This is a genomic window from Berryella intestinalis (genome assembly GCF_000814825.1).
GTDB lineage: Bacteria > Actinomycetota > Coriobacteriia > Coriobacteriales > Eggerthellaceae > Berryella > Berryella intestinalis.
In genome coordinates this window covers 280052-303544 of record NZ_CP009302.1, presented here as the reverse complement: position 1 = coordinate 303544, position 23493 = coordinate 280052, and the positions used below count along the sequence as shown (strand labels likewise).

22 protein-coding genes are annotated in these 23493 nt (G+C 66.1%); 1 reads left to right on the top strand and 21 read right to left on the bottom strand.

The annotated features are described in order from the left end of the window. Positions 1–19: 19 nt before the first annotated feature. The 20 genes from JI75_RS08665 to JI75_RS01180 form a co-directional block, all read right to left on the bottom strand. Positions 20–448, bottom strand: coding sequence for a F0F1 ATP synthase subunit delta/epsilon (locus tag JI75_RS08665; RefSeq protein WP_052241494.1), 429 nt, complete (start codon positions 446–448; stop codon positions 20–22). Then, positions 441–1901, bottom strand: a complete 1461-nt coding sequence (gene atpD, locus JI75_RS01270; RefSeq protein ID WP_039688133.1) for a F0F1 ATP synthase subunit beta — start codon at positions 1899–1901, stop codon at positions 441–443. Before atpD ends, JI75_RS08665 begins: the two co-directional genes overlap by 8 nt. Continuing rightward, entirely contained in the window at positions 1902–2831 is a 930-nt protein-coding gene (gene atpG, locus JI75_RS01265) for an ATP synthase F1 subunit gamma (protein ID WP_039688131.1), read from the bottom strand. 12 nt (positions 2832–2843) lie between these two features. Beyond that, complete coding sequence (gene atpA / locus JI75_RS01260; RefSeq protein WP_173405175.1) at positions 2844–4415, bottom strand: F0F1 ATP synthase subunit alpha; 1572 nt, start codon at positions 4413–4415, stop codon at positions 2844–2846. Between the two features lie 13 nt (positions 4416–4428). Further along, positions 4429–4989: an ATP synthase F1 subunit delta gene (gene atpH / locus JI75_RS01255; RefSeq protein ID WP_240993190.1), complete on the bottom strand. Its 561-nt coding sequence runs from the start codon at positions 4987–4989 to the stop codon at positions 4429–4431. Next, positions 4979–5527 carry a F0F1 ATP synthase subunit B gene (atpF, locus tag JI75_RS01250; protein WP_052241728.1) on the bottom strand — a complete coding sequence of 183 codons (549 nt, stop codon included), beginning with the start codon at positions 5525–5527 and terminating at the stop codon, positions 4979–4981. The genes atpH and atpF overlap by 11 nt, the downstream gene beginning before the upstream one ends. 116 nt (positions 5528–5643) lie before the next feature. Beyond that, positions 5644–5862 carry an ATP synthase F0 subunit C gene (gene atpE / locus JI75_RS01245; RefSeq protein WP_082019687.1) on the bottom strand — a complete coding sequence of 73 codons (219 nt, stop codon included), beginning with the start codon at positions 5860–5862 and terminating at the stop codon, positions 5644–5646. 136 nt (positions 5863–5998) lie between these two features. Further along, positions 5999–6787, bottom strand: coding sequence for a F0F1 ATP synthase subunit A (atpB, locus tag JI75_RS01240; protein WP_039688124.1), 789 nt, complete (start codon positions 6785–6787; stop codon positions 5999–6001). Between the two features lie 16 nt (positions 6788–6803). After that, the gene (locus JI75_RS01235; RefSeq protein ID WP_039688122.1) at positions 6804–7085 is read right to left on the bottom strand and encodes a hypothetical protein; all 282 of its coding nucleotides are present in this window, start codon (positions 7083–7085) and stop codon (positions 6804–6806) included. A 151-nt stretch (positions 7086–7236) separates the two neighbouring features. Then, positions 7237–7710 carry a deoxycytidylate deaminase gene (locus tag JI75_RS01230; protein WP_039688120.1) on the bottom strand — a complete coding sequence of 158 codons (474 nt, stop codon included), beginning with the start codon at positions 7708–7710 and terminating at the stop codon, positions 7237–7239. A gap of 63 nt (positions 7711–7773) precedes the next feature. Next, positions 7774–8424 carry a uracil phosphoribosyltransferase gene (gene upp / locus JI75_RS01225; RefSeq protein WP_039688118.1) on the bottom strand — a complete coding sequence of 217 codons (651 nt, stop codon included), beginning with the start codon at positions 8422–8424 and terminating at the stop codon, positions 7774–7776. A 199-nt stretch (positions 8425–8623) separates the two neighbouring features. Further along, positions 8624–9877: a serine hydroxymethyltransferase gene (gene glyA / locus JI75_RS01220; RefSeq protein ID WP_039688116.1), complete on the bottom strand. Its 1254-nt coding sequence runs from the start codon at positions 9875–9877 to the stop codon at positions 8624–8626. 146 nt (positions 9878–10023) lie between these two features. Then, a complete protein-coding gene (rpiB, locus tag JI75_RS01215; RefSeq protein ID WP_039688114.1) occupies positions 10024–10458 on the bottom strand; it encodes a ribose 5-phosphate isomerase B in 435 nt (144 codons plus the stop codon). A gap of 144 nt (positions 10459–10602) precedes the next feature. Beyond that, positions 10603–12111, bottom strand: a complete 1509-nt coding sequence (gene glpK / locus JI75_RS01210; RefSeq protein ID WP_039688112.1) for a glycerol kinase GlpK — start codon at positions 12109–12111, stop codon at positions 10603–10605. Continuing rightward, complete coding sequence (locus JI75_RS08660; protein ID WP_052241493.1) at positions 12104–13711, bottom strand: L-threonylcarbamoyladenylate synthase; 1608 nt, start codon at positions 13709–13711, stop codon at positions 12104–12106. The genes glpK and JI75_RS08660 overlap by 8 nt, the downstream gene beginning before the upstream one ends. An 8-nt stretch (positions 13712–13719) precedes the next feature. Continuing rightward, positions 13720–15510 (bottom strand): NAD(P)/FAD-dependent oxidoreductase, encoded by a 1791-nt coding sequence (locus JI75_RS01200; RefSeq protein WP_052241492.1) that lies wholly within the window; start codon positions 15508–15510, stop codon positions 13720–13722. Next, the gene (locus JI75_RS01195) at positions 15507–16820 is read right to left on the bottom strand and encodes an NAD(P)/FAD-dependent oxidoreductase (RefSeq protein WP_052241491.1); all 1314 of its coding nucleotides are present in this window, start codon (positions 16818–16820) and stop codon (positions 15507–15509) included. Before JI75_RS01195 ends, JI75_RS01200 begins: the two co-directional genes overlap by 4 nt. Before the next feature lie 109 nt (positions 16821–16929). Further along, positions 16930–17406, bottom strand: coding sequence for a MarR family winged helix-turn-helix transcriptional regulator (locus tag JI75_RS01190; RefSeq protein ID WP_052241490.1), 477 nt, complete (start codon positions 17404–17406; stop codon positions 16930–16932). A gap of 164 nt (positions 17407–17570) precedes the next feature. After that, positions 17571–18110, bottom strand: coding sequence for a glutathione peroxidase (locus tag JI75_RS01185; RefSeq protein WP_039688110.1), 540 nt, complete (start codon positions 18108–18110; stop codon positions 17571–17573). A gap of 98 nt (positions 18111–18208) precedes the next feature. Then, positions 18209–18892: a Crp/Fnr family transcriptional regulator gene (locus JI75_RS01180; protein WP_039688108.1), complete on the bottom strand. Its 684-nt coding sequence runs from the start codon at positions 18890–18892 to the stop codon at positions 18209–18211. 173 nt (positions 18893–19065) lie between these two features. Here JI75_RS01180 and JI75_RS01175 point away from each other — a divergent pair, with 173 nt between their 5' ends. Beyond that, a complete protein-coding gene (locus JI75_RS01175) occupies positions 19066–19857 on the top strand; it encodes an ATP-binding protein (RefSeq protein WP_039688106.1) in 792 nt (263 codons plus the stop codon). Here the strand turns inward: JI75_RS01175 and JI75_RS01170 are convergent. Next, positions 19834–23490 carry a UvrD-helicase domain-containing protein gene (locus tag JI75_RS01170; protein WP_039688104.1) on the bottom strand — a complete coding sequence of 1219 codons (3657 nt, stop codon included), beginning with the start codon at positions 23488–23490 and terminating at the stop codon, positions 19834–19836. The two genes, JI75_RS01175 and JI75_RS01170, sit on opposite strands and share 24 nt — an antisense overlap. Positions 23491–23493: the final 3 nt, after the last annotated feature.

Genomic DNA, 23493 nt, shown 5'->3' with positions numbered 1-23493 from the left:
TCTGCGCGGTGGCCGAAGGCTACTGCCCGACCGCCTTCAGCTGGGCTTCGCACCAAGCCAACGACTCGGAAACAAGGGTTCGAGACACCGATTCCCCGGCATCTCCGCCTTCGCGCTCGATCTCCGCGATCTGCGCTTTCAGCGCTTCCATCTCGCCCTTGACCTGATCGGCGTCGATCTCGTCGACGCTGCAGCCGAAACGGGGAAGAACGGACAGGTGGCTGTTCAGCACCTGCGTCGCCCCTCCCATGATCAGGAACTGCGCCTTTTCCTTGCCCTCGGGATCGAACCACAGCGTAAGGACGCCGGTGCGGTTCAGCCCGACGAAGCTCTCATGTCCGCTCAGCACACCGTAGTCGCCGTCGACACCGGGAATGCCGGCGTAATCCACCTCGCCCGAGTACAGCTCCTTGGTGGGAATGGCAACTACACAGCGAAACTTAGGCATTTGCTTCTTCCTTCATCTTCTCGTAAGCAGCGTGGACGTCCTCGATGGAGCCCTTCATACGGAAGCACTGCTCGGGAATCTCGTCGCACTCGCCGTCGAGGATGGCGGCGAAGGAGCGGACGGTGTCCTCGAGCTTCACGTACTGGCCGGGCAGACCGGTAAACTGCTCGGCGACGTGGAAGCACTGACCGAAGAACTGCTGGGCCTTGCGGGCGCGGTTAACGGTGAGCTTCTGATCCTCGGACAGCTCGTCCATGCCGAGGATGGCGATGATGTCCTGGAGGTCCTTGTAGTTCTGCAGCAGCTCCTGGATACCGACGGCCACGCGATAGTGCTCCTCGCCGACGATCTGGGGATCCAGAGCGCGGGAAGAGGACTCCAGCGGGTCGACGGCCGGGTAGATGCCCAGCTCGGCGATGGAGCGGGACAGAACCGTACGGGCGTCCAGGTGGGTGAACGTCGTGGCCGGAGCCGGGTCGGTGAGGTCGTCGGCGGGAACGTAGACGGCCTGAACCGACGTGATGGAGCCGGTCTTGGTGGACGTGATGCGCTCCTGCAGGTCGCCCATCTCGGTTGCCAGCGTGGGCTGGTAGCCAACGGCGGAGGGCATGCGGCCCAGAAGTGCGGACACCTCGGAACCCGCCTGCGTGAAGCGGAAGATGTTGTCGATGAACAGCAGAACGTCCTGACCCTGGTCGCGGAAGTACTCCGCTTCGGTCAGACCGGCCAGGCCGACGCGCAGACGCGCTCCGGGAGGCTCGTTCATCTGGCCGTACACCAGGCAGGTCTTGTTGACGACGCCCGACTCGCTCATCTCGAGGAACAGGTCGGTACCCTCGCGGGTGCGCTCGCCCACGCCGGTGAAGACCGACGTGCCGCCGTGCTCCTGGGCCAGGTTGTTGATGAGCTCCTGGATGATGACGGTCTTGCCGACGCCGGCGCCGCCGAACAGACCCGTCTTGCCGCCGCGGACGAACGGCTCGATGAGGTCGATGGCCTTGATGCCGGTCTCGAAGATCTCCGTCGTGGTGGAAAGCTCCTCGTAGGCGGGCGCGGGACGGTGGATGGGCATGAAGCCCTCGATGTCGGCGGGAATGGGCTTCTCGTCGACGGGCTCGCCCATGACGTTCCAGATGCGGCCGAGGGTCTGGGGGCCGACGGGCATCATGATGGGATGACCCGTGTCCTGGACCTCGAGCCCGCGAACGAGGCCGTCGGTCGAAGACATGGCGACGGAGCGAACGAGGTTGCCGGGCAAGTGAGTTTCGACTTCGAGCACGATGTGCGCGTCGCCGGCCTTCGTGGTCGCATCGACCGTGAGCGCGTTGTAGATCGCAGGGATCTGCTCCGGCGGGAATTCCACGTCGACGACGGGACCGACGATGCGCACGATGCGCCCGACGGCGCCCTTGCTGGCCTCGAGCTCCTCTCTGGTAAATAGATTCTGACTCATTTAATCCTCCAAAGCAGCGGCGCCGCCGACGATCTCGTTGATCTCGGTGGTGATGGCGCCCTGACGTTCACGGTTATACAGCCTGGTAAGCGTCTCGACCATCTCGTTGGCGTTATCGGTCGCCGACTTCATCGCAGTGCGGCGGGCGCCCTGCTCTGCGGCGGCCGAATCAACCAGCGCGAAATACATGGTCGTGTTCAAGAACGACTGCAGAAGGTAGGCCATGGCCGTCTCCGCGTCGGGCTCGAAATCGACGTCTCCCATATGCACGTCGTCCGCATGGTCGCGGAAGTCGTAGTAGATGTCCTCGTCCTTGGCTTTGATGCCCAGGACCTCGGAAAAGCGCTCTTCGGGAACGGGAAGCACCGTCTCGGTCACCAGTCGCTGCTCAGCGCTGTTCTTAGCGTGGTTGAACAGGACGATCACCTCGTCGAGGGAGCCCGCACGGTAGCCTTCGCTCACGTACCCGGCGATCTGGGCCGCCTGCTCGAAGGTGGGATCCGCGGAAAGGTTCGCGAACTTCAGCACGGGCTTGATGCCGCGGTACTCGAAGTATCCGGTCCCCTTCTTGCCGCAGGAAACGACCTCGACCTCGATGCCCTGCCGCTCCTTCTCGCGGATGAGCTTCTCGGCGGCGCGCAGGATGTTGCTGTTGAAGCCGCCGGCAAGCCCTCGATCGGACGTCACGACCACGATGGCGCTGCGCTTCACTTCCCCGCGCCTCTGAAGCAGGGGCTCGGAGGTGAGGGGCGCGTACTTCGCGGTGCTCATGAGGGCGTCGGACAGGGCGTTGGCCCAGGGCACCGACTGCTCCATGCGCACCGTCGCACGGCGGATCTTCGCAGCGGCGACCATTTCCATGGTGCGCGTGATCTGCTTCGTCGACGTGACGGAGTTGATGCGTCGTTCTATGTCGTGAAGGTTAGGCATATGCTCCCTGCCTTACACCGAAGGCGCGAACTGGGTCTTGAACGCCTCGATGGCGGCATTCAGACCGGCTTTGGTCTCGTCGGTGAACTTCTTTTCCTTCTCGATGTCGTCGATGAGCTCGGACTTGGATGCATGCAGGTACTCCAGCATCTCGGAGCGGAAGCGCACCGTGTCGCCCACCGGGATGTCGTCGAGGAAGCCCTGGCCGCCCGCATAGATGGCGATGGACTGGTCCATGAACGACATCGGCACGTAACGACCCTGCTTCAGAAGCTCGGTCATGTGCGCACCGCGGTTCAGCTGATCCTGCGTGGCCTTGTCCAGGTCGCTGCCGAACTGGGTGAACGCCTGCAGCTCGCGATACGCCGCCAGATCGAGGCGCAGCGTGCCGGCAACGGACTTCATGGCCTTGGTCTGCGCGGAGCCGCCGACGCGGGACACGGACAGACCGACGTTGACCGCCGGGCGCTGGCCCTGGAAGAACTGGTCGGTGGACAGGTAGATCTGGCCGTCGGTGATCGAGATCACGTTGGTGGGGATGTAGGCGGAGACGTCGCCGGCCTGGGTCTCGATGATCGGCAGGGCCGTCATGGAACCGCGGCCGTACTCGTCGGACATCTTGACGGCGCGCTCCAGCAGGCGGGAGTGCAGGTAGAAGATGTCGCCGGGATACGCCTCGCGTCCGGGCGGGCGGCGCAGGGTCAGCGACATCTGACGGTACGCAACGGCCTGCTTGGACAGGTCGTCGTACACCACCAGCACGTGGCGGCCCGGGTTCTCGGGGCCGGCGGGCTTGCCGTCCTCGCCGTTGTAGATGAAGTACTCGCCGATCGCGGCACCGGCCATCGGGGCGATGTACTGCAGCGGGGCGGAATCGGCGGCCGTGGCGGACACGACGATGGTGTAGTCCATGGCACCGAAGCGCTCGAGGTTCTCGACGACGCCGGCAACCGTGGCGGCTTTCTGACCGACTGCAACGTAGATGCAGATCATGTCTTTGCCCTTTTGGTTGATGATGGCGTCGATGGCGATGGCGGTCTTACCGGTCTGGCGGTCGCCGATGATGAGCTCGCGCTGGCCGCGTCCGATGGGCACCATCGCGTCGATGGCCAGAACGCCGGTCTGCATGGGCTCGTGAACGGGCTTGCGGCTGATGACGCCGGGAGCCTTGAACTCGACCGGGCGCATGCCCTCGGCCTCGATGGGGCCCTTGCCGTCGATCGGCATGCCCAGGGGGTTCACCACGCGGCCGAGCATGGCCTTGCCCGAGGGAACCTCCATGATGCGACCCGTGGTATGAACCTGGTCGTTTTCCTTGATTGCGGTGACGTCACCGAGAAGAACGGCGCCGACCTCGTCTTCCTCGAGGTTCTGGGCCAAACCGTACACGGTTTTGCCGCCCTCGCCGACGAACTCGAGGAGCTCGCCTGCCATGGCGCCTTTCAGGCCGTCAACGCGCGCGATGCCGTCGCCGACCTGGATGACGGTGCCGACCTCGCGGGAATCAACGCCTACCTCCAAATTCTCCAGCTGCTTGCGCAGGGTTTCGTCGATAGACTGTGCGGTGATTTCAGTCACTAGCATTCACCTCCGTCTTCTATGCTCGTTTGAGCGCTTCGCGAACGTTTTCGACCTTCGTTTGCACGCTTGCGTCGATGCGCTCGCCGTTGGCGCTCATTACAATGCCGCCCAGAATGGACTCGTCGATGCGCTCGTCAAGCACGACGCTCATGCCCAGTTCCGATTCGGCCTTCCGTTTAATTACCTCGCGAAGGCGATCGTCAAGCGCGACGGCGGTGGTGACGGACACCACGCACACCTTCAGCTTGCTGGCGATCAGGCCCTCGTACACATCCCACATGCGCGAAAGAAGCGCGGTTTCGCAGCGCTCGGCCATAACGCCCAGCACCTCGACCAAGGCGGGATTCGCATCCGCGAAGACGCCCTTGATCACGCTCGCACGCTGCTCGGGCGTGTAGGCGGAGTCCGCCAGGACGCTCCTGAGCTCGGCGTTCTCGCGGATCGCGGAGACGACCTTGGTCGCCTGGTCGCGCACCTCGAGCACGCCGTCTTGCCCGCCCGCGTTGAACGCGGCGTCGAACAGGATCTGCGCGTATGTGGCGATCTGCTCTTTTACGACAAGACGGTTAGTTGGCATTGAAGCTGCCCGCCTCGTTCACGTAGCGCTCGATGATACGGCGATGCTCGTCGTCAGACAGATCCTCGCCCACGAGGCGGGATGCGACGGACACCGAGATGTCGGCGATGGAGCCCTGAAGCTCGGCCATGGCGGCCTTCTTCTCGGCCTCGATGGCAACGCGCGCCTTCTCGATCATCGCAGAAGCCTCGCTCTGCGCCTGGTTGGTGATTTCGGCCTTTGCCGCCTCACCCGTCTGCTTGGCGTCAGCCACGATCTTAGCGGCCTGGGCCTTCGCTTCGGCAAGCTCCTTTTTGTACTCCTCGAGCACGCGCTCGGACTCGATGCGCGACTCTTCGGACTTCTTAAGGGCCTCGGCGATGGTCGCCTCGCGCTTCTCCAGCATGCCCTCGAACAGGGGCCAGCCGAACTTGCCGAGGATGACGACCAAGATCAGGAAGGCGATCAGCATGGGGATGAACTCCACCATGTCGGGCAGGATAACCGCCACGCCCTCCTTGGACTCCGCGAATGCGAGCGCAGGGAAAGCAAAAGCCATGCTCGTACCGGCCGCGACGCGGGCCAGGAGAGCGGATGCTCCGTTTGCTCTCTTATTCACTGAGTAACCTCCTTTAAAAGCCTTGTACGGCAAAACTGTTCCGATGAAGGCGAAGGCTACATGATGAACGCGAGAACGAAGCCCAGGAGCGCGAGGGCTTCCGCAAGGGCGGCACCAAGGATGAAGTTGGTGAACAGACGGCCGGCCATCTCGGGCTGACGGGCGGTGCCGACGCACAGGCCGTAGCAGGCGATGCCGATGCCGATGCCGGGGCCGATGGCCGCGAGGCCGTAACCTACGACTTTGAGGGCACTAATGACGAAAACAGTTTCCACGATTTCCTCCTTTTGCCGTCTCTGAACACCTATTCAAAGACACCGGTTTTACTATGCGCCAACGGCCGTGGAAGAGAGCCGATGAGACCTGGGTAAACGCACCGTTTCGGGGAAGGTGCCTCCCTGTTCGAGCGGCCTAGTGCTCGGACGTGGCCAGCTGGATGTAGACGGCCGACAGCACCGTGAAGACGTACGCCTGGAGAAACGCGACCAGCGTCTCGAGGGCGTACATGGCCACCAGCAAGGCCATCCAGAGAATGGAAACGCCGCCGACGAGGGGCATGGCTCCCTCGATGACGGACTGGATGAACGAGAACGCGAAGATGGAGAACACGCCGAGGGCCATATGCCCGGCGAACATGTTGCCGTAGAGTCGAACCGCGAGGGTCAGCGCGCGCAGCACGAGCGACAGAAACTCGAAGAACCAGATGACGGGAACCATGGGCGCGGGCAGCCCGGACGGGGCGATGGACTTGATGTAGCCCCAGCCGCCGTGGGCCTTGACGCCCCAGTAGTTGAAGTAGACGAACGCGATGAGGGAAAGCGCCCAGGTGATGCTGATGGACCCGGTGGGCGTCTTGCAGCCGGGGATGAGTCCGACCATGTTGGAGATCAGGATGAAGAAGAACATGGTGGCCAGAAACGGCACGTGCTTCTTGTAGCCGTGCCCGATGGTCCCCTCGCCCATGTCCCGGCGGACGAACTGGTAGCCGGTCTCGATCATGTTGACGAACCGGTTGTTCGGAACCAGGGTGAGGCGCTGGGCGGCGACCAGGACGACGATGAGGGTGAGGGCGCACGTGATGCACAGCCAAAGCACGTACTGGGTGATGCCGATGCCGGACCCGAAATTGGCGACGAACGCCGAGTCGAACGACTCCTTAAGCTCCGGTACGTGGTGATTGACCAAGTCTAGTGGATTCACGAAACTACCCTTTCCCCTACTTGCGAACAAGCTTGTATACGTTGAAAGCGACCGCCGATCCGATGAGGGCGAAGAACTCGGCCAGAACGAAGGGCAGCGCCGCATCGCGCGCAACCGCGATGCAAACGACGACCGCGACTGCCACAACCAAAAAAGAAACGAGCACCCCGAGCAGAAGCGCGCCGAGGAACCCGAAGTTGCTCGTGGGAGTAGCCTTTCGCGCGATGCGCTGGGCGCCCATGAGCGGGAGGAAACCCGCGACACCGGCCAGAGCGCCGAGTACGATAGCTACAACCATGTCTCTCTTTCTTTGTGCGCGGCGATTCGCGTACGTACATAAACCATCGATATGATAGCGGAACGATGCGTATTCGTTAAACGTTATCCGCTAATAGACCCCGCAAAGGCCCTAATCGTCGGTGAAGAACTGATTTTGCACACAAGGCGGGCTAGCACGGGTCCCCCTCGGGTCGGAAAACCCGGTGCGAAAGCCCCGCTTCGTCCAGAATGCCCAGCGACAGCTCATCGGGATAGGGGTTTTTGTACACGATCTCGACGATGCCCGCGTTCGCAAGCATCTTGGCGCAGGTGATGCAGGGCTGCGTGGTGATGTAGATCGAGCTGCCCGCGATGTCGATGCCGTAGCGGGCCGCCTGGATGATGGCGTTCTGCTCGGCATGCAGGCCGCGGCAGATCTCCTGCCGCTGACCCGAGGGCACGCCCATCTGCTCGCGCAGGCAGCCCGCCTGCGCGCAGTGGCGCATGCCCGAAGGAACCCCGTTGTACCCCGTGGTGAGGATGCGGTGGTCCTTCACGATGACCGCGCCCACCGCGCGGCGCAAACACGTCGTGCGCGAACTCACCTGGTCAGCGAGCTGCATGAAGTACTCGTCCCACGAAGGACGGCGCGCCTGCTGCGCCATGATGAGCCCCCTCGTCTCGAAAGCGCCCGGCCCTCTCCGACCGGACGCCCCGGTTCAGATCCCCTACTTCGTGCCGAAGATGCGGTCGCCCGCGTCGCCCAGACCCGGAACGATGTAGCAGGCCTCGTTCATGCCCTGATCGATCGCGCAGGTGAACACCTGGACCTCGGGGTCGGCCGCCAAAACGGCGCGGATACCCTCGGGAGCGGCGACGATGACCGCCAGCTTGAGGTTCTTCACGCCGCACTTGCGCAGGTAGTGCAGGGCGGCGATGGCCGACCCGCCCGTCGCCAGCATGGGATCGACCACCAGGACCTCGCGCGAGGCGATATCCTCGGGCATCTTGGCGTAGTACTCGTGGGGCTCGTGCGTGGTCTCGTCGCGGTACATGCCCAGATGGCCCACCTTGGCGGCCGGCATCAGCTCGAGCATGCCCTCGACCATCCCGAGGCCCGCGCGCAGGATGGGAACGATCGCGAGCTTCTTGCCCTGGACCATCTTGCAGGTCGCCTCGGTGATCGGGGTCTTCACCCGCACGTCTTCCAGGGGAAGGTCGCGCGTGGCCTCGTAGCCCTCGAACAGGGCCAGCTCGCGCACCAGCTCGCGGAACTGCTTGGACGACGTGCCCTCGTCGCGCAGGATGGCGAGCTTGTGCTGGACCATGGGGTGATCGACGACGGTTACGCGGGTACCGAACTCTTCGGTGAAGCTCATAGGTTCGACCTTTCGTGTGCGGGCTGGGCAGCCGTCCCAGGCGGTTTTTATCTATCCGAACGAGGATACAACAAAGGAGCCCGCCATATGCGGGCTCCTTGCAAGTTCTTCAAGAGATGCGACGCGGTTCCGAGTTCGGAGCGGTGGCCGATGCCCCGCCCCACCGGGTCGCCCCTTCTCGCCGGCGATTCGCCGAAACCTAGTACTCGATGCCCTCGTACAGGGGATGCGCGGCGATGAGCGCATCGACGCCCGCTTTGACCTCGGCGAGCTTGGCTTCGTTCCCGGCGTTGAACACCGCCTCGGCGATGAACTTCCCGATCTGGTAGAACTCGTCGGCATCGAAGCCGCGCGTCGTGCCCGCGGCGGTGCCCACGCGAATGCCCGACGTGACGAACGGGGAGAGCTGCTCGTTGGGGACGGTGTTCTTGTTCACCGTCAGGCCCACCGATTCCAGGAGCTTCTCGGCGTCCTTGCCGGTCACGCCCGCCGGGGTCAGGTCGACCAGGCACAGATGGTTGTCCGTGCCGCCCGTCACGAGGCGCAGGCCCCCTTCGGTCATGCCGCGGCCCATAGCCGCGCAGTTCTCGACCACGCGGGCGATGTAGTCGGAAAACGACGGCTGCAAAGCCTCGCCGAAGGCGACGGCCTTGGCGGCGATGACGTGCATGAGCGGGCCGCCCTGGGATCCGGGGAACACGGCGGAGTTGAGCTTTTTGGCCAGCTCCTCGCTGTTCGTGAGGATGAGGCCGCCGCGCGGGCCGCGCAGGGTCTTGTGCGTCGTGGTGGTGACCACGTCGGCATGCGGGACGGGGCTGGGATGCGCGCCCGTCGCCACCAGGCCGGCGATATGAGCCATATCGACCATGAACAGGGCGCCGACGCCGCGCGCGATCGCCGCGATGCGCTCGAAATCGATCACGCGGGGGTAGGCCGAGGCGCCCGCCACGATGAGCTGGGGCCTATGCTGCTCGGCCAAGCGCTGCATCTCGTCGTAGTCGATCTGCTCGTCGGCGGTGAGGCCGTAGGGGATAACGTTGTACAGCTTGCCCGAGAAGTTCGCCTTGGAGCCGTGGGTGAGGTGCCCCCCGTTGTCCAGGCTCATGCCCAAAACGGTGTCGCCGGGCTTGATGAGCGCCGCGTAGGCCGCGTAGTTCGCCTGGGCGCCCGAATGGGGCTGAACGTTGGCGAACTCGGCGCCGAACAGCTGCTTTGCGCGCTCGATGGCCAGGTTCTCGACGATATCGACCTTCTCGCATCCGCCGTAATAGCGCTTGCCCGGATAGCCCTCCGCGTACTTGTTGGTGAGAACCGTGCCCATAGCCTCCATGACAGCTGGTGAGACGATGTTCTCAGATGCGATCAGCTCGATCGTGCCGCGCTGGCGTGAAAGCTCCTGCCTCAACGCGTCGGCTACCTGAGGGTCCGTCTGTGGTACGTAATTCAGCGTCATGAATGCCTCCTTGACTCGGTACCTGCCACTTCCTACGCTGTGGCCGCGTATATAAACGTCTACCCTAGCGCAACATCGGAGAAAACGCCGAGGAAAAAGCCCACTGGTTGAAAGCGCGGGCCAGCGGAACCCCTCTCGAAAGAACCCTAGTCCAGCGCCATGATCTTCTCGACGCGGCCGGTATGGCGGCCGCCGCCGAAGGGCGTGGAGAGGAACGCCTCGACGATGGCGAGGTTGGTTTCGGTATCGACGAAACGGCCCGACAGCGCGATGACGTTGGCGTCGTTATGCTCGCGCGCCAGCTGGGCGAACTCGACTGAAACCACGTTGGCGGCGCGGATACCCGCGCACTTGTTCGCCGCGATGGCCATCCCGATGCCCGTCCCGCACACCAAAACGCCGCGGTCGGCCCGCCCCGACTGGACGTCCTGGGCGACCAGCGCGGCGAAATCGGGGTAGTCCACCCGGTCCTCGTTGTCGGGGCCGCGATCGATCACCTCGTGGCCCAATGCGGCAAGATGCCGCTTCACGAGCTCTTTTCCCTCAAATCCCGCATGGTCGCCGGCGATGCTGACCTTCATGCGCGCCCCTTCCCAACGAAAGCGAACCGTCTGTCGGCCCCATGGTACGCATCGGCGCGGATCGGCTTCGCACCGATGGCGCGAAATCCACCAAAACCGCGGTTTGCGGGCCGCATCGCAATCGCAGTCGGGCGCCTTGGCCGCTTAGCGCTCGCGGGGGGCGACCGTCATCGTGCGCTCGACCGCGCGGTGCCAGCGGGCCAGAAGCGACGCCTGGGTCCGGTCGTCCATGTCGGGCATGAACACCGAGTCGGCGCGGCGCAGGTCGTGCAGCTGTCCGGGCGACGCCCAGAAACCCGTGGTCAGACCTGCCAGGTAGGCCGCGCCCAAAACCGTGGTCTCGGTGTTTTGCGGGCGGCGCAGCGGGGTGCGCAGGATGTCGCTTTGGAACTGCAGCAGGAAGTCGTTGGAGGCGGCCCCTCCGTCGACGTTGAGCGTGCGCAGCTGGATGCCCGAGTCTGCCTGCATGGCGTCTACCAGGTCGTACACCTGATAGGCCAGGGCCTCCACGCCAGCCCGCACGATGTGGGCGGCCTTCGTCCCGCGCGTCAGCCCGAAGATGGCCCCGCGCGCATCGGCGTCCCAGTACGGGGCGCCCAAGCCCGTGAACGCCGGCACCACGACCACGCCGTCGGTCCCCTCGACGCTGCGCGCCACCGCCTCGGCGTCCGCCGACGATTCGATGAGCCCCAGCTCGTCGCACAGCCATTGGATGAGGGCCCCGCCCACAAACACGCTGCCCTCCAGCACGTATTCGGGCGCGGCCACCCCGGGAGCGCTCGCCGCAACCGATGTGACCAGGCCGTGCGTCGACGAGCACGCCTCGCATCCGGTGTGCATGAGCAGAAAGCAGCCGGTTCCGTAGGTGTTCTTCGCCTGCCCCGTCTCGAAGCAGCACTGCCCGAACAGGGCCGACTGCTGGTCGCCCGCCACCCCGCAGATGGGAACGCCGGACACCACGCCGTCTTTGGCGGTCTTCCCGAACACGCTGGCCGAGGGCTTCACCTCGGGAAGCATCGACATCGGGACCCCGAACAGGTCGCACAGCCACGGATCCCAGCTCATGGAATGGATGTCGAACAGCATGGTCCTGCTGGCGTTCGTGACGTCGGTGGCATGGACCGCGCCGTTGGTGAGCGTCCAGATGAGCCACGAGTCGATGGTGCCGAACGCGAGGCGCCCCGCCTCGGCCCGCTCGCGCGCGCCCTCCACGTTGTCGAGGATCCACTTGATCTTGCTGGCCGAGAAGTACGCGTCGGGTATCAGCCCCGTCTTCGCGCGCACCTCCCGAGCAACCACCGGATCGCCGCAGATCACATCGACGATCTGTGCCGTTCGCCGACACTGCCACACGATCGCGTTGTACACGGGCTCGCCCGTTTCGCGGTCCCATACCACCGTGGTCTCGCGCTGGTTCGTGATGCCGATGCTGTCGATGTCGGCCGCCCCCAAACCGCGGGAAACCAGAAGCTCCGTCAAGGCTCCCAGCTGCGCGGACAGGATGTCGCGGGGGTTGTGCTCGACCCATCCGGGCCGCGGGTAGTGCTGGGCGAAGGCGTTCTGGGCCACCCCGCATATGCGCCCCCGGGCATCCACCAGCATCGCGCGGGCCGACGTGGTCCCCTCGTCGAGCGCCACTACGTAGTTAGCCATCGATCCTCTCCTCGAGAAAGTCCAGCACGTCGGCGAACAGCCGCGCGCGCACGTGGTCGTTGTGGGGTTCGTGCCGCGCGCCGGCGTACAGCTTCACGCGCACGTCGCGCACGCCGGCATCCGCCAGCAGAGCCGCAGCGCGCCTCACGCCCCGACCGCGTTCCCCCACCGGGTCCTCGTCGCCCGACACGAAAAGGACGGGCAGGTCGGAGGGGATGCGACGGGCGGTTTCAGGGGAGACGGCGCTCGCGACGAACTGGGAGAGCACCGCGTATCCCCCCGCCGAGAACATGAAGCCGCACAGAGGATCTGCCAGGTAGGCATCGACCTCGCGCTCGTCGGCGGATATCCAGTCGAGGGGCGTGCGCGCGTTTTTCACCGAACGGCTGTAACCCCCCACGCCCAGGCGATCGAGCAGCGCGCTGCGATGCGCCGGGCCCCTGGCCGCGATGATCGCACGCGCCGCCGCGCCGCCGAAGGCCGCGAGGGCCGCCGGGGGGTTGCCCGTGCCCGACAGCACCGCCCCCGCCACGCCTTCGGGGTGTTCGGCCAGGTAGGTGCGGACGATGAAGCTCCCCATGGAATGGCCGTACAGAAAGTAGGGCGCCTCCGGGAAGCGCTGGGAAACGGAACGGCGCACCTCGTGCACGTCGTCGAGGATGGCGCGGTATCCGCAGTCGGGCGGGATGTGGCCCCTCTCGTCGGCAGACGGCGCCGTGCGCCCGTGCCCCAGCATGTCCATGCCGCACACCGCGAAGCCCCGATCCACCAGGAACCTGGCGAGGGGCTCGTAGCGCTCGATGTATTCGGCCATGCCGTGGACAAGGTGGACCACGCCGCGAACCGGCCGGGAGGGCGGAGCCCACAGAAGCGCGTTCACCCGGCAACCGCCGCCATGCGACGCGAACGCCAACGATTCGGACGCCGGGCCCTCGCCCGTGCGGCCCTCCGAGGCGCCGCGCTCCCGTCCCTTCGCGCCGCCGGGTTCGACAGCTTCTCCGAATAAGGCTGCGAACAGATCGGATTCTGCGATCGAACCCTCGCGCAGCACCACAGGCGCCTCGCCCGTGCAGTCGACGACCGTGGAGGCGCGCCCGCACGGGTCGACCGACGGATCGTCCAAGACGGCCCCCGCCTTCGCCGCCACCTCGGCGTCCACGTTCTCGAGCGTCGGCGTGTCGGGGGCTCCCGACACGTTCGCCGACGTGGTGGCGAGCGGCGATTCGGTAGCCTCGATCAGCGCGCGGGCCGTCGCCGCGGCGGGCATGCGCAGGCCGATCGTGCCCTGCGCGCTGCGATACGCCTCGGGAACCTCGTCCGACGCCTTCACCACCAGCGTGAGGGCGCCGGGCCAGAAGCGTTCGGCGGCCGCGCGCGCGAACGCCGGCACGTCTTTCCCGAAACGCGTCAGGTCTTCGGCGGAACCGACCAGCCAGGCGACGGGCTTGCCCTCGTCGCGGCGCTTCAGGTCGTAGAGGACGCGGGGGCTGGGCGAGAACGCCACCGCCACTCCCAGGCCGCATACCGTATCGGTGGGGAAGATGACGGCCCGACCCTCGTGCAGGGCCCTCACCGCCTGGGGAAAGCTTCCGATATCCATCGACGCTCCTATCCTTGGGCGCCCCGGCCGAACGACACGGGAAGGCGCTCGATATCGATTCCGTACCGGTCCGAGCGATGGCGGGCGAGCGCCTGGGCGACGCGCACGCCGTCCACCGCCGCGCTCATGATGCCGCCCGCGTACCCCGGCCCCTCGCCCGCCGGATACACGCCGCTTTCCGCCTCGGACCCGCGAAACGACGCCTGGAAGCGCTCGTCGCGCACGATGCGCACCGGGCTGGAGCTGCGCGTCTCCACCCCGGTCATCACCGCGTCGGGGCTTGCGAACCCGCCCAGCTTGCGATCGAGCAGCGGAAGCGCTTCGGCCAGGGCGCGCGTCGCGAACGGAGGCAGGCACCCGTGCAGATCGCACCACACCACGCCGCGCGCGTACGAGGGCTCCACCGTGCGCGAAGGGGCGCACGCGTGCGAAGGATCATGCGAGCAGGCCAGGAAATCGCCCACCGTCTGGGCGGGAGCCTGGTAGGCATCCCCGCCGGCCGCGCGCGCGAGATCGAACGCCGCGCGCTCCACGCGCCGCTGCAGATCGACGCCCGCCAGCACGTCCCCCTCGCCGAAATCATCGGGGGACACCGACACCAGAAGGGCGCTGTTGGCGTTAGCCTCGTCGCGGGCGAACCGGCTCATGCCGTTGACCACCACGCCCCCTTCCTCGCTCGCGGCGCACACCACCGTGCCTCCGGGGCACATGCAGAAGGTGTAGACGCTGCGCCCGCTGGGAAGGTGCGCGACCAGCTTGTAGTCGGCGGCGCCCAGCGCAGGATGCGCGCAGGCCCTCCCGTACTGGGAGAAGTCGACGGCATGTTGCGGATGCTCGATGCGCACGCCGATGGAGAACGCCTTGCGCTCCATGCGCGCGCCCGAATCGCGCACCAGCCGGAAAGTGTCGCGGGCCGAGTGCCCGCACGCGAGGATCAGCTGGTCGGCGGCGATCACCTCGGTCGATCCGGTTGCCGCGTCCTCGACTGCGACGCTGCGCAGCGAACCGTCCTCGATGCGCCAGTCCGACAGGCGCGCATCGAAGCGCACCTCCCCGCCCAGCGAGACGATGCGCTCGCGCAATCGGCGCACGACCGATGCCAGCTTATCGGTTCCCACATGGGGCTTCGCTTGCCACCAGATCTCCTCGGGAGCGCCCGCGTCGATGAGCCAGCGCAGTATATGGCGGGCGATCGGGCTCTTCGTTCCCGTGGTGAGCTTCCCGTCGGAAAATGTCCCCGCTCCCCCTTCCCCGAACTGGATGTTCGTCCCCGTATCGAGGGGGCCGCCCGCGTCGAACGCGTCAACCGCCGCCCTGCGCCGCTCGATGCTCGAGCCGCGCTCGATCACCAGAGGCCGCAGGCCCGCCTCGGCCAGGTACAGCGCCGCGAACATGCCCGCAGGACCGAACCCCACCACGATCGGGCGGGGCGCGCCACCGGCCCCGTCAGGACGATCCATGCCCGAAGCGCCGCCGGACGCGCCGCCCGTCTGCGGGAAACGGGGGATGCGCATGCGCTCGTAGGGCTCGTGGACCTTGACGCGCACGCCGCGCGCCGGCTTCCGCTCGCCCGACGCCAGGCGGCGCTCCAAGTCGGAATCGGCCAGGGCGACTGCGAACGAGGCGATGAAGTGGACGTCGCTTTTCCTGCGCGCGTCGACGCTGCGCTTCAGCAGCTCGAACGAAGCGATATCGGAGGTCCTGCAGGCAAGCGCACGGGAAAGCGCGCGCCGCACCAGGCGCTCTGCGCCGGGCAATCCCGCATCGAGGGGAAGCGAGACGTTGGAAACTTCGATCATGCGCCCTCCCCTTCCGCGAACCGGGCTGCCGCCCGTCCTGCGACCAGGCCCGACGCCCACGCCCAATGAAGGTTGTACCCGCCGCACGGCCCGTCCACGTCCAGCGCCTCGCCCGCGCAGAACAGGCCCTCGGCGCCGTCCATGCGCAGGTCGATATCGGATACGGACGCGACGTCGATGCCCCCGCGGCGCACCTGGCACTGGGCCGGATCGCCCATGCCCTGCACTTCGAGGGGAAACGCCGAGATCATCGCAGAGAGCGCACCCAGCGCATCATCGGAGCACGCCGATTCCCCCGCAAGCCCGCAGCGCTTCAGCACGACATGCCCGATCTGGGGAAGCACCAAACCCCGCAGCATATCGTCGCAGGTGATGGGACCGCCCCTAAGCGCACGGGAGAGGCGCCCGCGGCGGCGGAGCAGATAGGCAAGCGCCCCGGACGGGTCGCATCCCAGCATGTTCAGCTCCACGGTATCGCCCGCCCACGCGAAGCGGGACAGGTCGTACACCACGATCCCCGACAACCCGTACTTGCGGAACAGCACCTCGCCCGCAGCGGGCGGCGCGATCATGCGGCGCTCTGTCGAACGCTGGGGCCTGAACAGGGAAACCTTGCAGCGAAGGCGAATGTTGTCCAACTCGCGGGTCCAGGTGGGATCGGTTTTGAGCGGCCCTAGGACCGGGCGTGTGCGCAGGACCCTCGCCCCTTCGACGGACAGGGAGTCCAACGCGCGGCCCCCGACCGCGATCACTACCGCATCGGCCCGTTCGAACGCGCCGTCGGCCATGCGCAGCGTGAAGCGCCCCGACAGCGCACGCGGCGGCTCGACGGCGGCGACCCGGCATCCGCACCGCTCGACCACCCCGGCGCGGCGGGCGGCAGCGCGCAGCACGTCCAGCACGCTGGTCGCCTTGTTCGCCGCCGGGTAGAGGCGTCCGTCGGACTCTTCCCGAAACGCCAGGCCGCGATCGGAGAAGAAGCGAAGGACGGGATCGGTGGGCTCCGACGCCCCGAAACGGGTGGGCGCGCCGCCGTCCTCGCCCGATCCGCCGGCGCGATCCCGCAGGCCCGCGAGCACGCGCGCGACGAACTCGCCGTTGTAGAACGCCGAAGCCGCATCGGCTTCGGCGCGGGAGTTCGACACGTTGCAGCGCCCGTTGCCCGTCGCCAAGATGGAGCGGCCCACGCGCTCGTCTTGCTCGAACAGCGCCACTTCGATGTCAAGCTCGTTGTTTCTGATGTATTCACCTGCGGAAACAGCAGCTGCAAGCCCCGCTGCCCCGCCGCCTATGATCACGATTGTCTTCATGGCCCCATTATAGGGCAGAAACGAAACGAGCCGGCGCTTCCCCACATCGACCGAACGGAAACGAATCGGAGGGAAGCGCCGGCTCGAGCGCGGATCGGCAAAAGAAGCGCTACTCGCGCTCGGATTCGCGCACGTTGTCCAGCAGCTTGTGCAGCAGAGAGCCCAGAAGGGCCGCCTCGTCGGCGTCGAGGTCCATGCACGAGGCCATCTGCGGCGGAACGCCCAGCGCCTTCTCGCGCAGAGCGGCGCCCTCTTCGGTGACGGCCACTTCCACCCGGCGTTCGTCGGCGCTGCTGCGGCGACGCGTGATGAGGCCCTTCGACTCCATCTTCTTCAGAAGCGGCGTGAGCGTGCCGGAGTCAAGGTACAGCTCGGCGCCCAGCTCGCTTACCGAGACGGTCTCCTTCTCCCAGAGAACCATCATCGTCAGGTACTGCGTGTAGGTCAGGCCCAGCAGGTCGAGCAGGGGGGTGTAGCGGCGCACCACTTCCTTCGCGGCGGCATAGAGGGGAAAGCACAGCTGGTTTCCCAGTTTGAGCCTCTCTTCGGGGCTCAGGGGGAAATCGTCGACCACTGCTTCGGACATATCGGAACCTCTTACTGGGCTGAATCGGACAATCGTATTGCACTAAATCGCAGGCTGTACAATTTACCATGTACCCAATTGAAATACTCGTGGCTGCGCGAATTTGCGCAGCCACTGTTGACAAACCTTCAATTGGAAGCGCCCGGTGATGGAGCCGGCAATCGTTACAGCAGTTCGGACACGCGGCGACGGACCTCGTCCATCTTGTCCGTGGGTTCGAAGCGCTCAACCACGTTGCCCTCGCGGTCGATGAGGAACTTGGTGAAGTTCCAGCGGATGTAGGTCTTGTCGCCGAACTCTTTCTCGACCGATTTGGACACCTTGTCCAGCACGAGCTTCTTCAAGCCGCTGAATCCCTGGAAGGGCTTGGCTTCGGCCAGCTCGACGAACAGCGGATGGGCGTTGTCGCCGTTGACCTCGATCTTGGAGAACTGGGGGAACTCGGTTCCGAACTTCAGCGTGCAGAACTGATGGATCTCCTCGTCATCGCCGGGAGCCTGGTTGGCGAACTGGTTGCACGGGAAGTCGAGGATCTCGAAGCCCTGGTCGCGGAATTCCTTGTACATGGCCTCGAGCTCTTCGTACTGCGGGGTGAAGCCGCATCCGGTTGCCGTGTTCACTACCAGCAGAACCTTGCCTTGGTACTCGCCAAGCGAGGTCGTGCTTCCGTCGGGGTTCTTTGCTTCGAAATCGTACACGCTCATAGGATAGCTCCTCTCGAAACGACGGGTGCATCCCCCCGTCTGATTGCGGATTCAGTATTGCACGATATTCGATTGTGTACAATTAAATATTGCGCAGTCTACATATTTCTCACACGATCGGCGTCGAGCAGTTTGAAGCGCGACCGCTGGGTTTCCAGGATCCCCTCTTTTTGCATCCGCCCCAGCTCGGCCGACATCGCCGAGCGATCGACTCCCAGGTAATCGGCAAGTTCCTGGCGGTTGAACGGAATGGTGAACTCGTCGGATCCGCAGCGGCCCGCCTCGAACGACAGGTACGCCAAAAGCTTGCCCCGAATCGTTTTGGGAGCTGCCGCAAAGGCGCGGCGCGACAGGGCGAGGTTCTTCTGCGCGAATATGGCCAGCAGGTTGCGCGAGATGAGCGCGTGGTGGGCGCACGTGCTGGAGCAGGTGGTGAGGATGCGCTCGACGTTCAGGAACAGGACCTCGCACTCTTCGAGCGCCACCACATCCACCATCAGCGGCTCGTCTTTCACCGCGGCGTAGGTTTCGGCGAACACGCTGCCGCGCGACGCGCGGCCCAGGATGCTGGTATTGCCCCACACGTCGACGGCCTGCATCACCACCGCCCCCGACAGGACCAAGCCCAAAGACGACGTCCGATCGCCCCGATGCAGCAGATACGCGCCCTTCGGGTAGCGTTTGCGGCGCGCGCCCAGGCATCCCAGCATGGACTCCACCTCGTCTGATGCAATCCCCCTGAACAGAGGCGTAGTCGCTATGAACTCCTCGGTCGATCCCATATGCGCTCCTTTCCATCCCGTCGGCCGCGTCGATCGTCGCGCTTCGTTTATACGCCGCGAAGTCCCTGCGCAGACCCGATCCATGTTGGATCCACAACATACGCAGAGCCTGCGAGCCGTTACCATGAGCGCATGAACGCGAACCTATCGAAACGCGGATGCGAGGGGGCATCATGATCAGACGGGTCATCCACATCGACGAAGAGAAATGCGACGGCTGCGGGATCTGCGTCAACGCATGCCACGAAGGGGCGATCGGCATCGTGGGCGGCAAGGCGAAGCTGTTGCGCGACGACTACTGCGACGGCCTAGGCGACTGCCTGCCCGCCTGCCCCGCGCACGCCATAACCTTCGTGGAACGCGAGGCTGCGGCCTACGACGAAGAGGCCGTCAGGAAGAATCTGGAGGCCCGCAACGCCGCTGGCCATGCAGCCCCCGCAGCACAGCGCGAAACCCCAACCGAGAAGAGAGAGGCATCGCCCATGGACGCATCGACCCATCATCACGACCACGCCGGATGCCCCGGGGCCCGCGCGCGATCCCTCGCACCCGCCGCAGAAGATGCCGCCCGCACCCACACGGCCCACGCCCCGAACGTACCCTCCCAGCTTAAGAACTGGCCGATCCAGATCAAGTTGGCGCCCGCCCAGGCGCCGTACTTCGACGGGGCCAACCTGCTCGTCGCCGCCGATTGCTGCGCGTTTTCCTACGGGAACTTCCACGCCGAGTTCATGCGCGGCAAGGTGACCCTGATCGGATGCCCGAAGCTGGACGCAACCGACTACAGCGAGAAGCTGGCCGAGATCATCCGCTCGAACGACGTGCGCAGCGTCACCATCGCGCGCATGGAGGTGCCCTGCTGCGGGGGCCTCGAGCAGATGACGAAAAACGCGCTGATGGCAAGCGGGAAGTTCATCCCCTGGCAGGTTGCCACCTTCTCGCTAGACGGACGCCTGCTCGATTAGCCCGCGCACCACGACCCCGAGATCCTCCGCGTCGTCGCGCGTGAATCGGTAGCGCACGCACTGGGGCGTGTCGGGCGCGCCCTCGCGCGGCTGCTCGACGCGCACGAACACGGCCTCGACCTCGCTATATCCCTGACCCAGCACCACGAAGGCATAGCAGAGCGCCTGAAGCGCATGCTTGCGGGAAAGGGCGTCGGGCGCCTCGTCGGGACGGCCGCCCGTCTTGTAGTCCACGATGAGGGCGCGTCCCGAAGCTGCATCCTCGGCCAGAAGGTCGATCGCACCCTCGAGGATCGCACGGGACCCGTCGGCGAGATCGAGGGGGCAGGCGAACGGAACCTCGCTTCTCACCCGGTCGAACGCCTCGACCTCGCGCGCGACGTCGCTGCGCGCCCACCGCCCCAGGGCCGCTTCGATCCGCGCGGTTTCGGCGCGGTCGAGGCCGAAGCGATCCGCGCGGGCCCTCACGAGCCCGGGCGCGGGGGGCGTTATGCCGTCCGCGCCGCGTGTATCCACCGCGTATTGCGCCAGCAGGTGGAATGCCGAGCCCAAATCGGTCGCCTTGTCGGAATCGGAAACCGAGAAGCCCGCCCGATCGTCCTCTGATTCGAGGAAACCCTCGCTCCACGACAGCCCGAACCGCTCCCGCGCCTTACCCTGTCCGTCCGCGCTGGCGAACAGGCCCTGGTCGGCAGCGTCGATGAGGTCGCCCTCAACCGGTTTTCTCCCATCGACCGATACGGCGTAGCGCGCCGCGACGTCGACCGCGCCCGGCGCACCGTCGGCAGCATCGTGGGCAAGCGACGAGTAGCTGAAAAACCCCGAGCGCACAGGTTCGAACGTCCCGTACGAAGGCAGCTTGAATGGCTTGTGAACAGGCACGATGAAAGCATCTTCGGCTGTATCGACGCCGTCTTCATCGCGGGGCGGGAATATCTCGTCGAGCGCCACCTCCTTCTCGGGGACGCTCTGGTGGACCACCACCGCAGGCTGCGACCCGCGATACGAAAGCATCGTTTCGCCCTGGTCGAAGAAACCGCCCGGCCCCGCCAGCGCGGGGACGACGGCGCTCATGGGGTCTCCCGCACCGGGCGATCCCTCGGGGCGCTCCTTGGTGCGCGCGCCCCTCATGGATAGGATCACGGCCTCCTTGGCCCGCGTGATGCCCACGTAGAGCAGCCGCTTGGCCTCCTCCGTTTCGCCCACATCGTTCAACCTGACCATGGCCTCGCAGGCCGCCACGGCGTCGTCGCCTTCCATCACGAGGCGGGCGAGCCCGTCCTCGTCGTCGTCGGCGTCGAAGAAATCGCATGATGCGGCGGCCAGATCGGCCGCATAGGGAACCGCCAGGCGATCGTCCTTGGCGAGCAGCGACAGGTACATGCGCCCGCCCAGCCTCACCCACCGCAGCGGCGACGAAAAACGGCGCCTCTCGTCCATTTCGGAGATGGCCACGATCGGGAACTCGAGACCCTTCGAAGCATGGACGGTCATGATGCGGACGAAGTCGCCCACCCGCGCCGAGAGCGCGCCGGGGGAAAGCCGGCTGCCCTCGATGGTCGCGCGATACAGTCCGGCCACTTCCGCCGCACCCGCGCCGGAAGCCTCCAACCCCTCGACGATGCGGATGGCTTTGTACATGTTTCCCGCGCTGGCCAGGCCTTCCCCGCCCCGTTGCTGGAGGCGGGAGGCCAGACCCGACTCCACGAACGCGAAGCGGACGGCCTGGGCCACCCCGTGCGCACCCAGCATCGAGCGCGCCGCGCCAAGCACGTACCGGGCGTTTTCCAAGCGCTCCGACACGACGGCGCCCTCGGGCTCGACGCCGCGCACAAGGTCGGACAGGCCGCGATCGATGCCGCGCGGCCGCACTTCCCCCTCGTCGCACGCGGTTCCCAGATACAGCAGGTCGGCCGTGGAAACCTCGAACATAGTCCCGGTGAGGACCTGGTACAGCGCCTGCGTGTCGTGCTCGTCGGCCAGCGCGTCGAGCAGCGAGGCGACTTCGAGCGCCTCGAGCGAGGACGAGAACACCGATCCGCCCGCCACCACGCAGTTGAAACCGAGCGCGCGCAACTCGTCGGCGTACATCGAGGCCTTCGGCATGCGGCCCAACAGCAGCACCATGTCGGAGGCGGCGCACCCCGCCTCCCGATAGGCGGCGAAGCGCTCGGCTATGCGACGGGCCCGCAGACGGGCCGCCACATCGGTTCCGTGCGTCACCCGCGCTTGCGTGCTGAACAGGTCGACCGCGACGCGCGGCATGCCCGCGGGCAGCGCGCGACCGACGCGGCTTTCGTCGCGGCCGGGCTTGAGGCTCATGAACCGGCCGCCGAACACCTGCGGCTGCTCGAAAACGCGGTCGACGAACGCCAGCACGTCGGCATGGCTGCGGAAGTTGTCGGCCAGCTCGATGACCTTCCCTTCGCCTTCCGTCCCGACCTTTTCCAGATGATCGCGGTACACCGACACGTCTGCCCCGCGGAACCGGTAGATGCTCTGCTGCCAGTCCCCCACCGTGCACAGGCGGCGCGCACCCGGGCCCGCCAGGCGCTTGATCATATCGACCTGCATCTGGTCGGTGTCCTGGAACTCGTCGATCATCACCAGCTTGAACCGGTCCTCGTAGCGCGCGGCGATCTCGGGGCGCTCGACCAGGGCCCTATGCGCCATGACCAGCAGGTCGTCGTTGTCCAGAACGCCCAGCTCGGCCTTGGCGCGCTGGAACGACGCGGATGCGTCCTCGGCGATCGCGATCAGCATGGAGAGGGAGCCGGCGGCATGCAGCAGGCGGGCGGTCTGGACCGCGTAGGCGAAATCGGCGTCGACCCGCTGCGCGCGGTCCTTGAACTTCGCACCGCAGTTTCCCGGCACGCGCACCACGTCGCGCGCGATGGACAGGGCCTCGATCAGCGACGGATCGGGCGCACACGACAGCTTCTCCAGGCGCTCCGCCGCCTCGAGAGTCGCGAGCTTCGGCGCGATGCGCTTGTCGGTTTCGGGCAGCTGGACCCACACCTCGGCCACCGAGGCCGCGCATTCCCCCAGGTAGGCGATCGCCTGATGGACCGACAGCCGCGGCGTGCGAGCCACCAGCGACGACACCCCGCCCTCGGAGGCGAGCGCCATGCCCATCAGCTCGGACGCCAAGGCCGCGACCCCGCCGTCCGCCGCTCCGTACTCGTCGTGCAGGGCGCCTACCGCTTCCGATCCGAAACGGTCCTCGGCACGGCGCAGCGCCCCTTCGAGCGCCTCGCCCTTCAACCGCGCGACCGAGGGCTCGTCGGCCATCGAGAAGCACGGGTCGATCCCCAGTTCGACCGCATGGGCGCGCAGCAGCCGGGCGCACATGCCGTGGATCGTCGATATCCACGCATCGTCCACCAAAAGAGCCTGGTCGATGCGGCCGATCGCACGCAACTCGTTTTTGATGCGCGCCTTCAGCTCGCCGGCGGCCTTCGTGGTGAAGGTGATGGCCAGCACCTCGTCGATGCCGCCCACGAACCCCGACTCGACCGCATGCGCGATGCGCTTGGTGAGGGTGAAGGTCTTGCCCGATCCCGCCCCGGCGGCCACCGCCACCGGCCGATCGAGGGTATCGACGCATTCCCGCTGTCCGGGCATCAGTCCCATGGC

What these genes read in the sequence shown, in the direction of transcription:
- JI75_RS08665 (WP_052241494.1), bottom strand. Translation starts at nt 448, where the DNA reads ATGCCTAAGTTTCGCTGTGTAGTTGCCATTCCCACCAAGGAGCTGTAC.
- atpD (WP_039688133.1), bottom strand. Translation starts at nt 1,901, where the DNA reads ATGAGTCAGAATCTATTTACCAGAGAGGAGCTCGAGGCCAGCAAGGGC.
- atpG (WP_039688131.1), bottom strand. Translation starts at nt 2,831, where the DNA reads ATGCCTAACCTTCACGACATAGAACGACGCATCAACTCCGTCACGTCG.
- atpA (WP_173405175.1), bottom strand. Translation starts at nt 4,415, where the DNA reads ATGCTAGTGACTGAAATCACCGCACAGTCTATCGACGAAACCCTGCGC.
- atpH (WP_240993190.1), bottom strand. Translation starts at nt 4,989, where the DNA reads ATGCCAACTAACCGTCTTGTCGTAAAAGAGCAGATCGCCACATACGCG.
- atpF (WP_052241728.1), bottom strand. Translation starts at nt 5,527, where the DNA reads ATGGCTTTTGCTTTCCCTGCGCTCGCATTCGCGGAGTCCAAGGAGGGC.
- JI75_RS01235 (WP_039688122.1), bottom strand. Translation starts at nt 7,085, where the DNA reads ATGGTTGTAGCTATCGTACTCGGCGCTCTGGCCGGTGTCGCGGGTTTC.
- JI75_RS01230 (WP_039688120.1), bottom strand. Translation starts at nt 7,710, where the DNA reads ATGGCGCAGCAGGCGCGCCGTCCTTCGTGGGACGAGTACTTCATGCAG.
- upp (WP_039688118.1), bottom strand. Translation starts at nt 8,424, where the DNA reads ATGAGCTTCACCGAAGAGTTCGGTACCCGCGTAACCGTCGTCGATCAC.
- glyA (WP_039688116.1), bottom strand. Translation starts at nt 9,877, where the DNA reads ATGACGCTGAATTACGTACCACAGACGGACCCTCAGGTAGCCGACGCG.
- rpiB (WP_039688114.1), bottom strand. Translation starts at nt 10,458, where the DNA reads ATGAAGGTCAGCATCGCCGGCGACCATGCGGGATTTGAGGGAAAAGAG.
- glpK (WP_039688112.1), bottom strand. Translation starts at nt 12,111, where the DNA reads ATGGCTAACTACGTAGTGGCGCTCGACGAGGGGACCACGTCGGCCCGC.
- JI75_RS08660 (WP_052241493.1), bottom strand. Translation starts at nt 13,711, where the DNA reads ATGGATATCGGAAGCTTTCCCCAGGCGGTGAGGGCCCTGCACGAGGGT.
- JI75_RS01200 (WP_052241492.1), bottom strand. Translation starts at nt 15,510, where the DNA reads ATGATCGAAGTTTCCAACGTCTCGCTTCCCCTCGATGCGGGATTGCCC.
- JI75_RS01195 (WP_052241491.1), bottom strand. Translation starts at nt 16,820, where the DNA reads ATGAAGACAATCGTGATCATAGGCGGCGGGGCAGCGGGGCTTGCAGCT.
- JI75_RS01190 (WP_052241490.1), bottom strand. Translation starts at nt 17,406, where the DNA reads ATGTCCGAAGCAGTGGTCGACGATTTCCCCCTGAGCCCCGAAGAGAGG.
- JI75_RS01185 (WP_039688110.1), bottom strand. Translation starts at nt 18,110, where the DNA reads ATGAGCGTGTACGATTTCGAAGCAAAGAACCCCGACGGAAGCACGACC.
- JI75_RS01180 (WP_039688108.1), bottom strand. Translation starts at nt 18,892, where the DNA reads ATGGGATCGACCGAGGAGTTCATAGCGACTACGCCTCTGTTCAGGGGG.
- JI75_RS01175 (WP_039688106.1), top strand. Translation starts at nt 19,066, where the DNA reads ATGATCAGACGGGTCATCCACATCGACGAAGAGAAATGCGACGGCTGC.
- JI75_RS01170 (WP_039688104.1), bottom strand. Translation starts at nt 23,490, where the DNA reads ATGGGACTGATGCCCGGACAGCGGGAATGCGTCGATACCCTCGATCGG.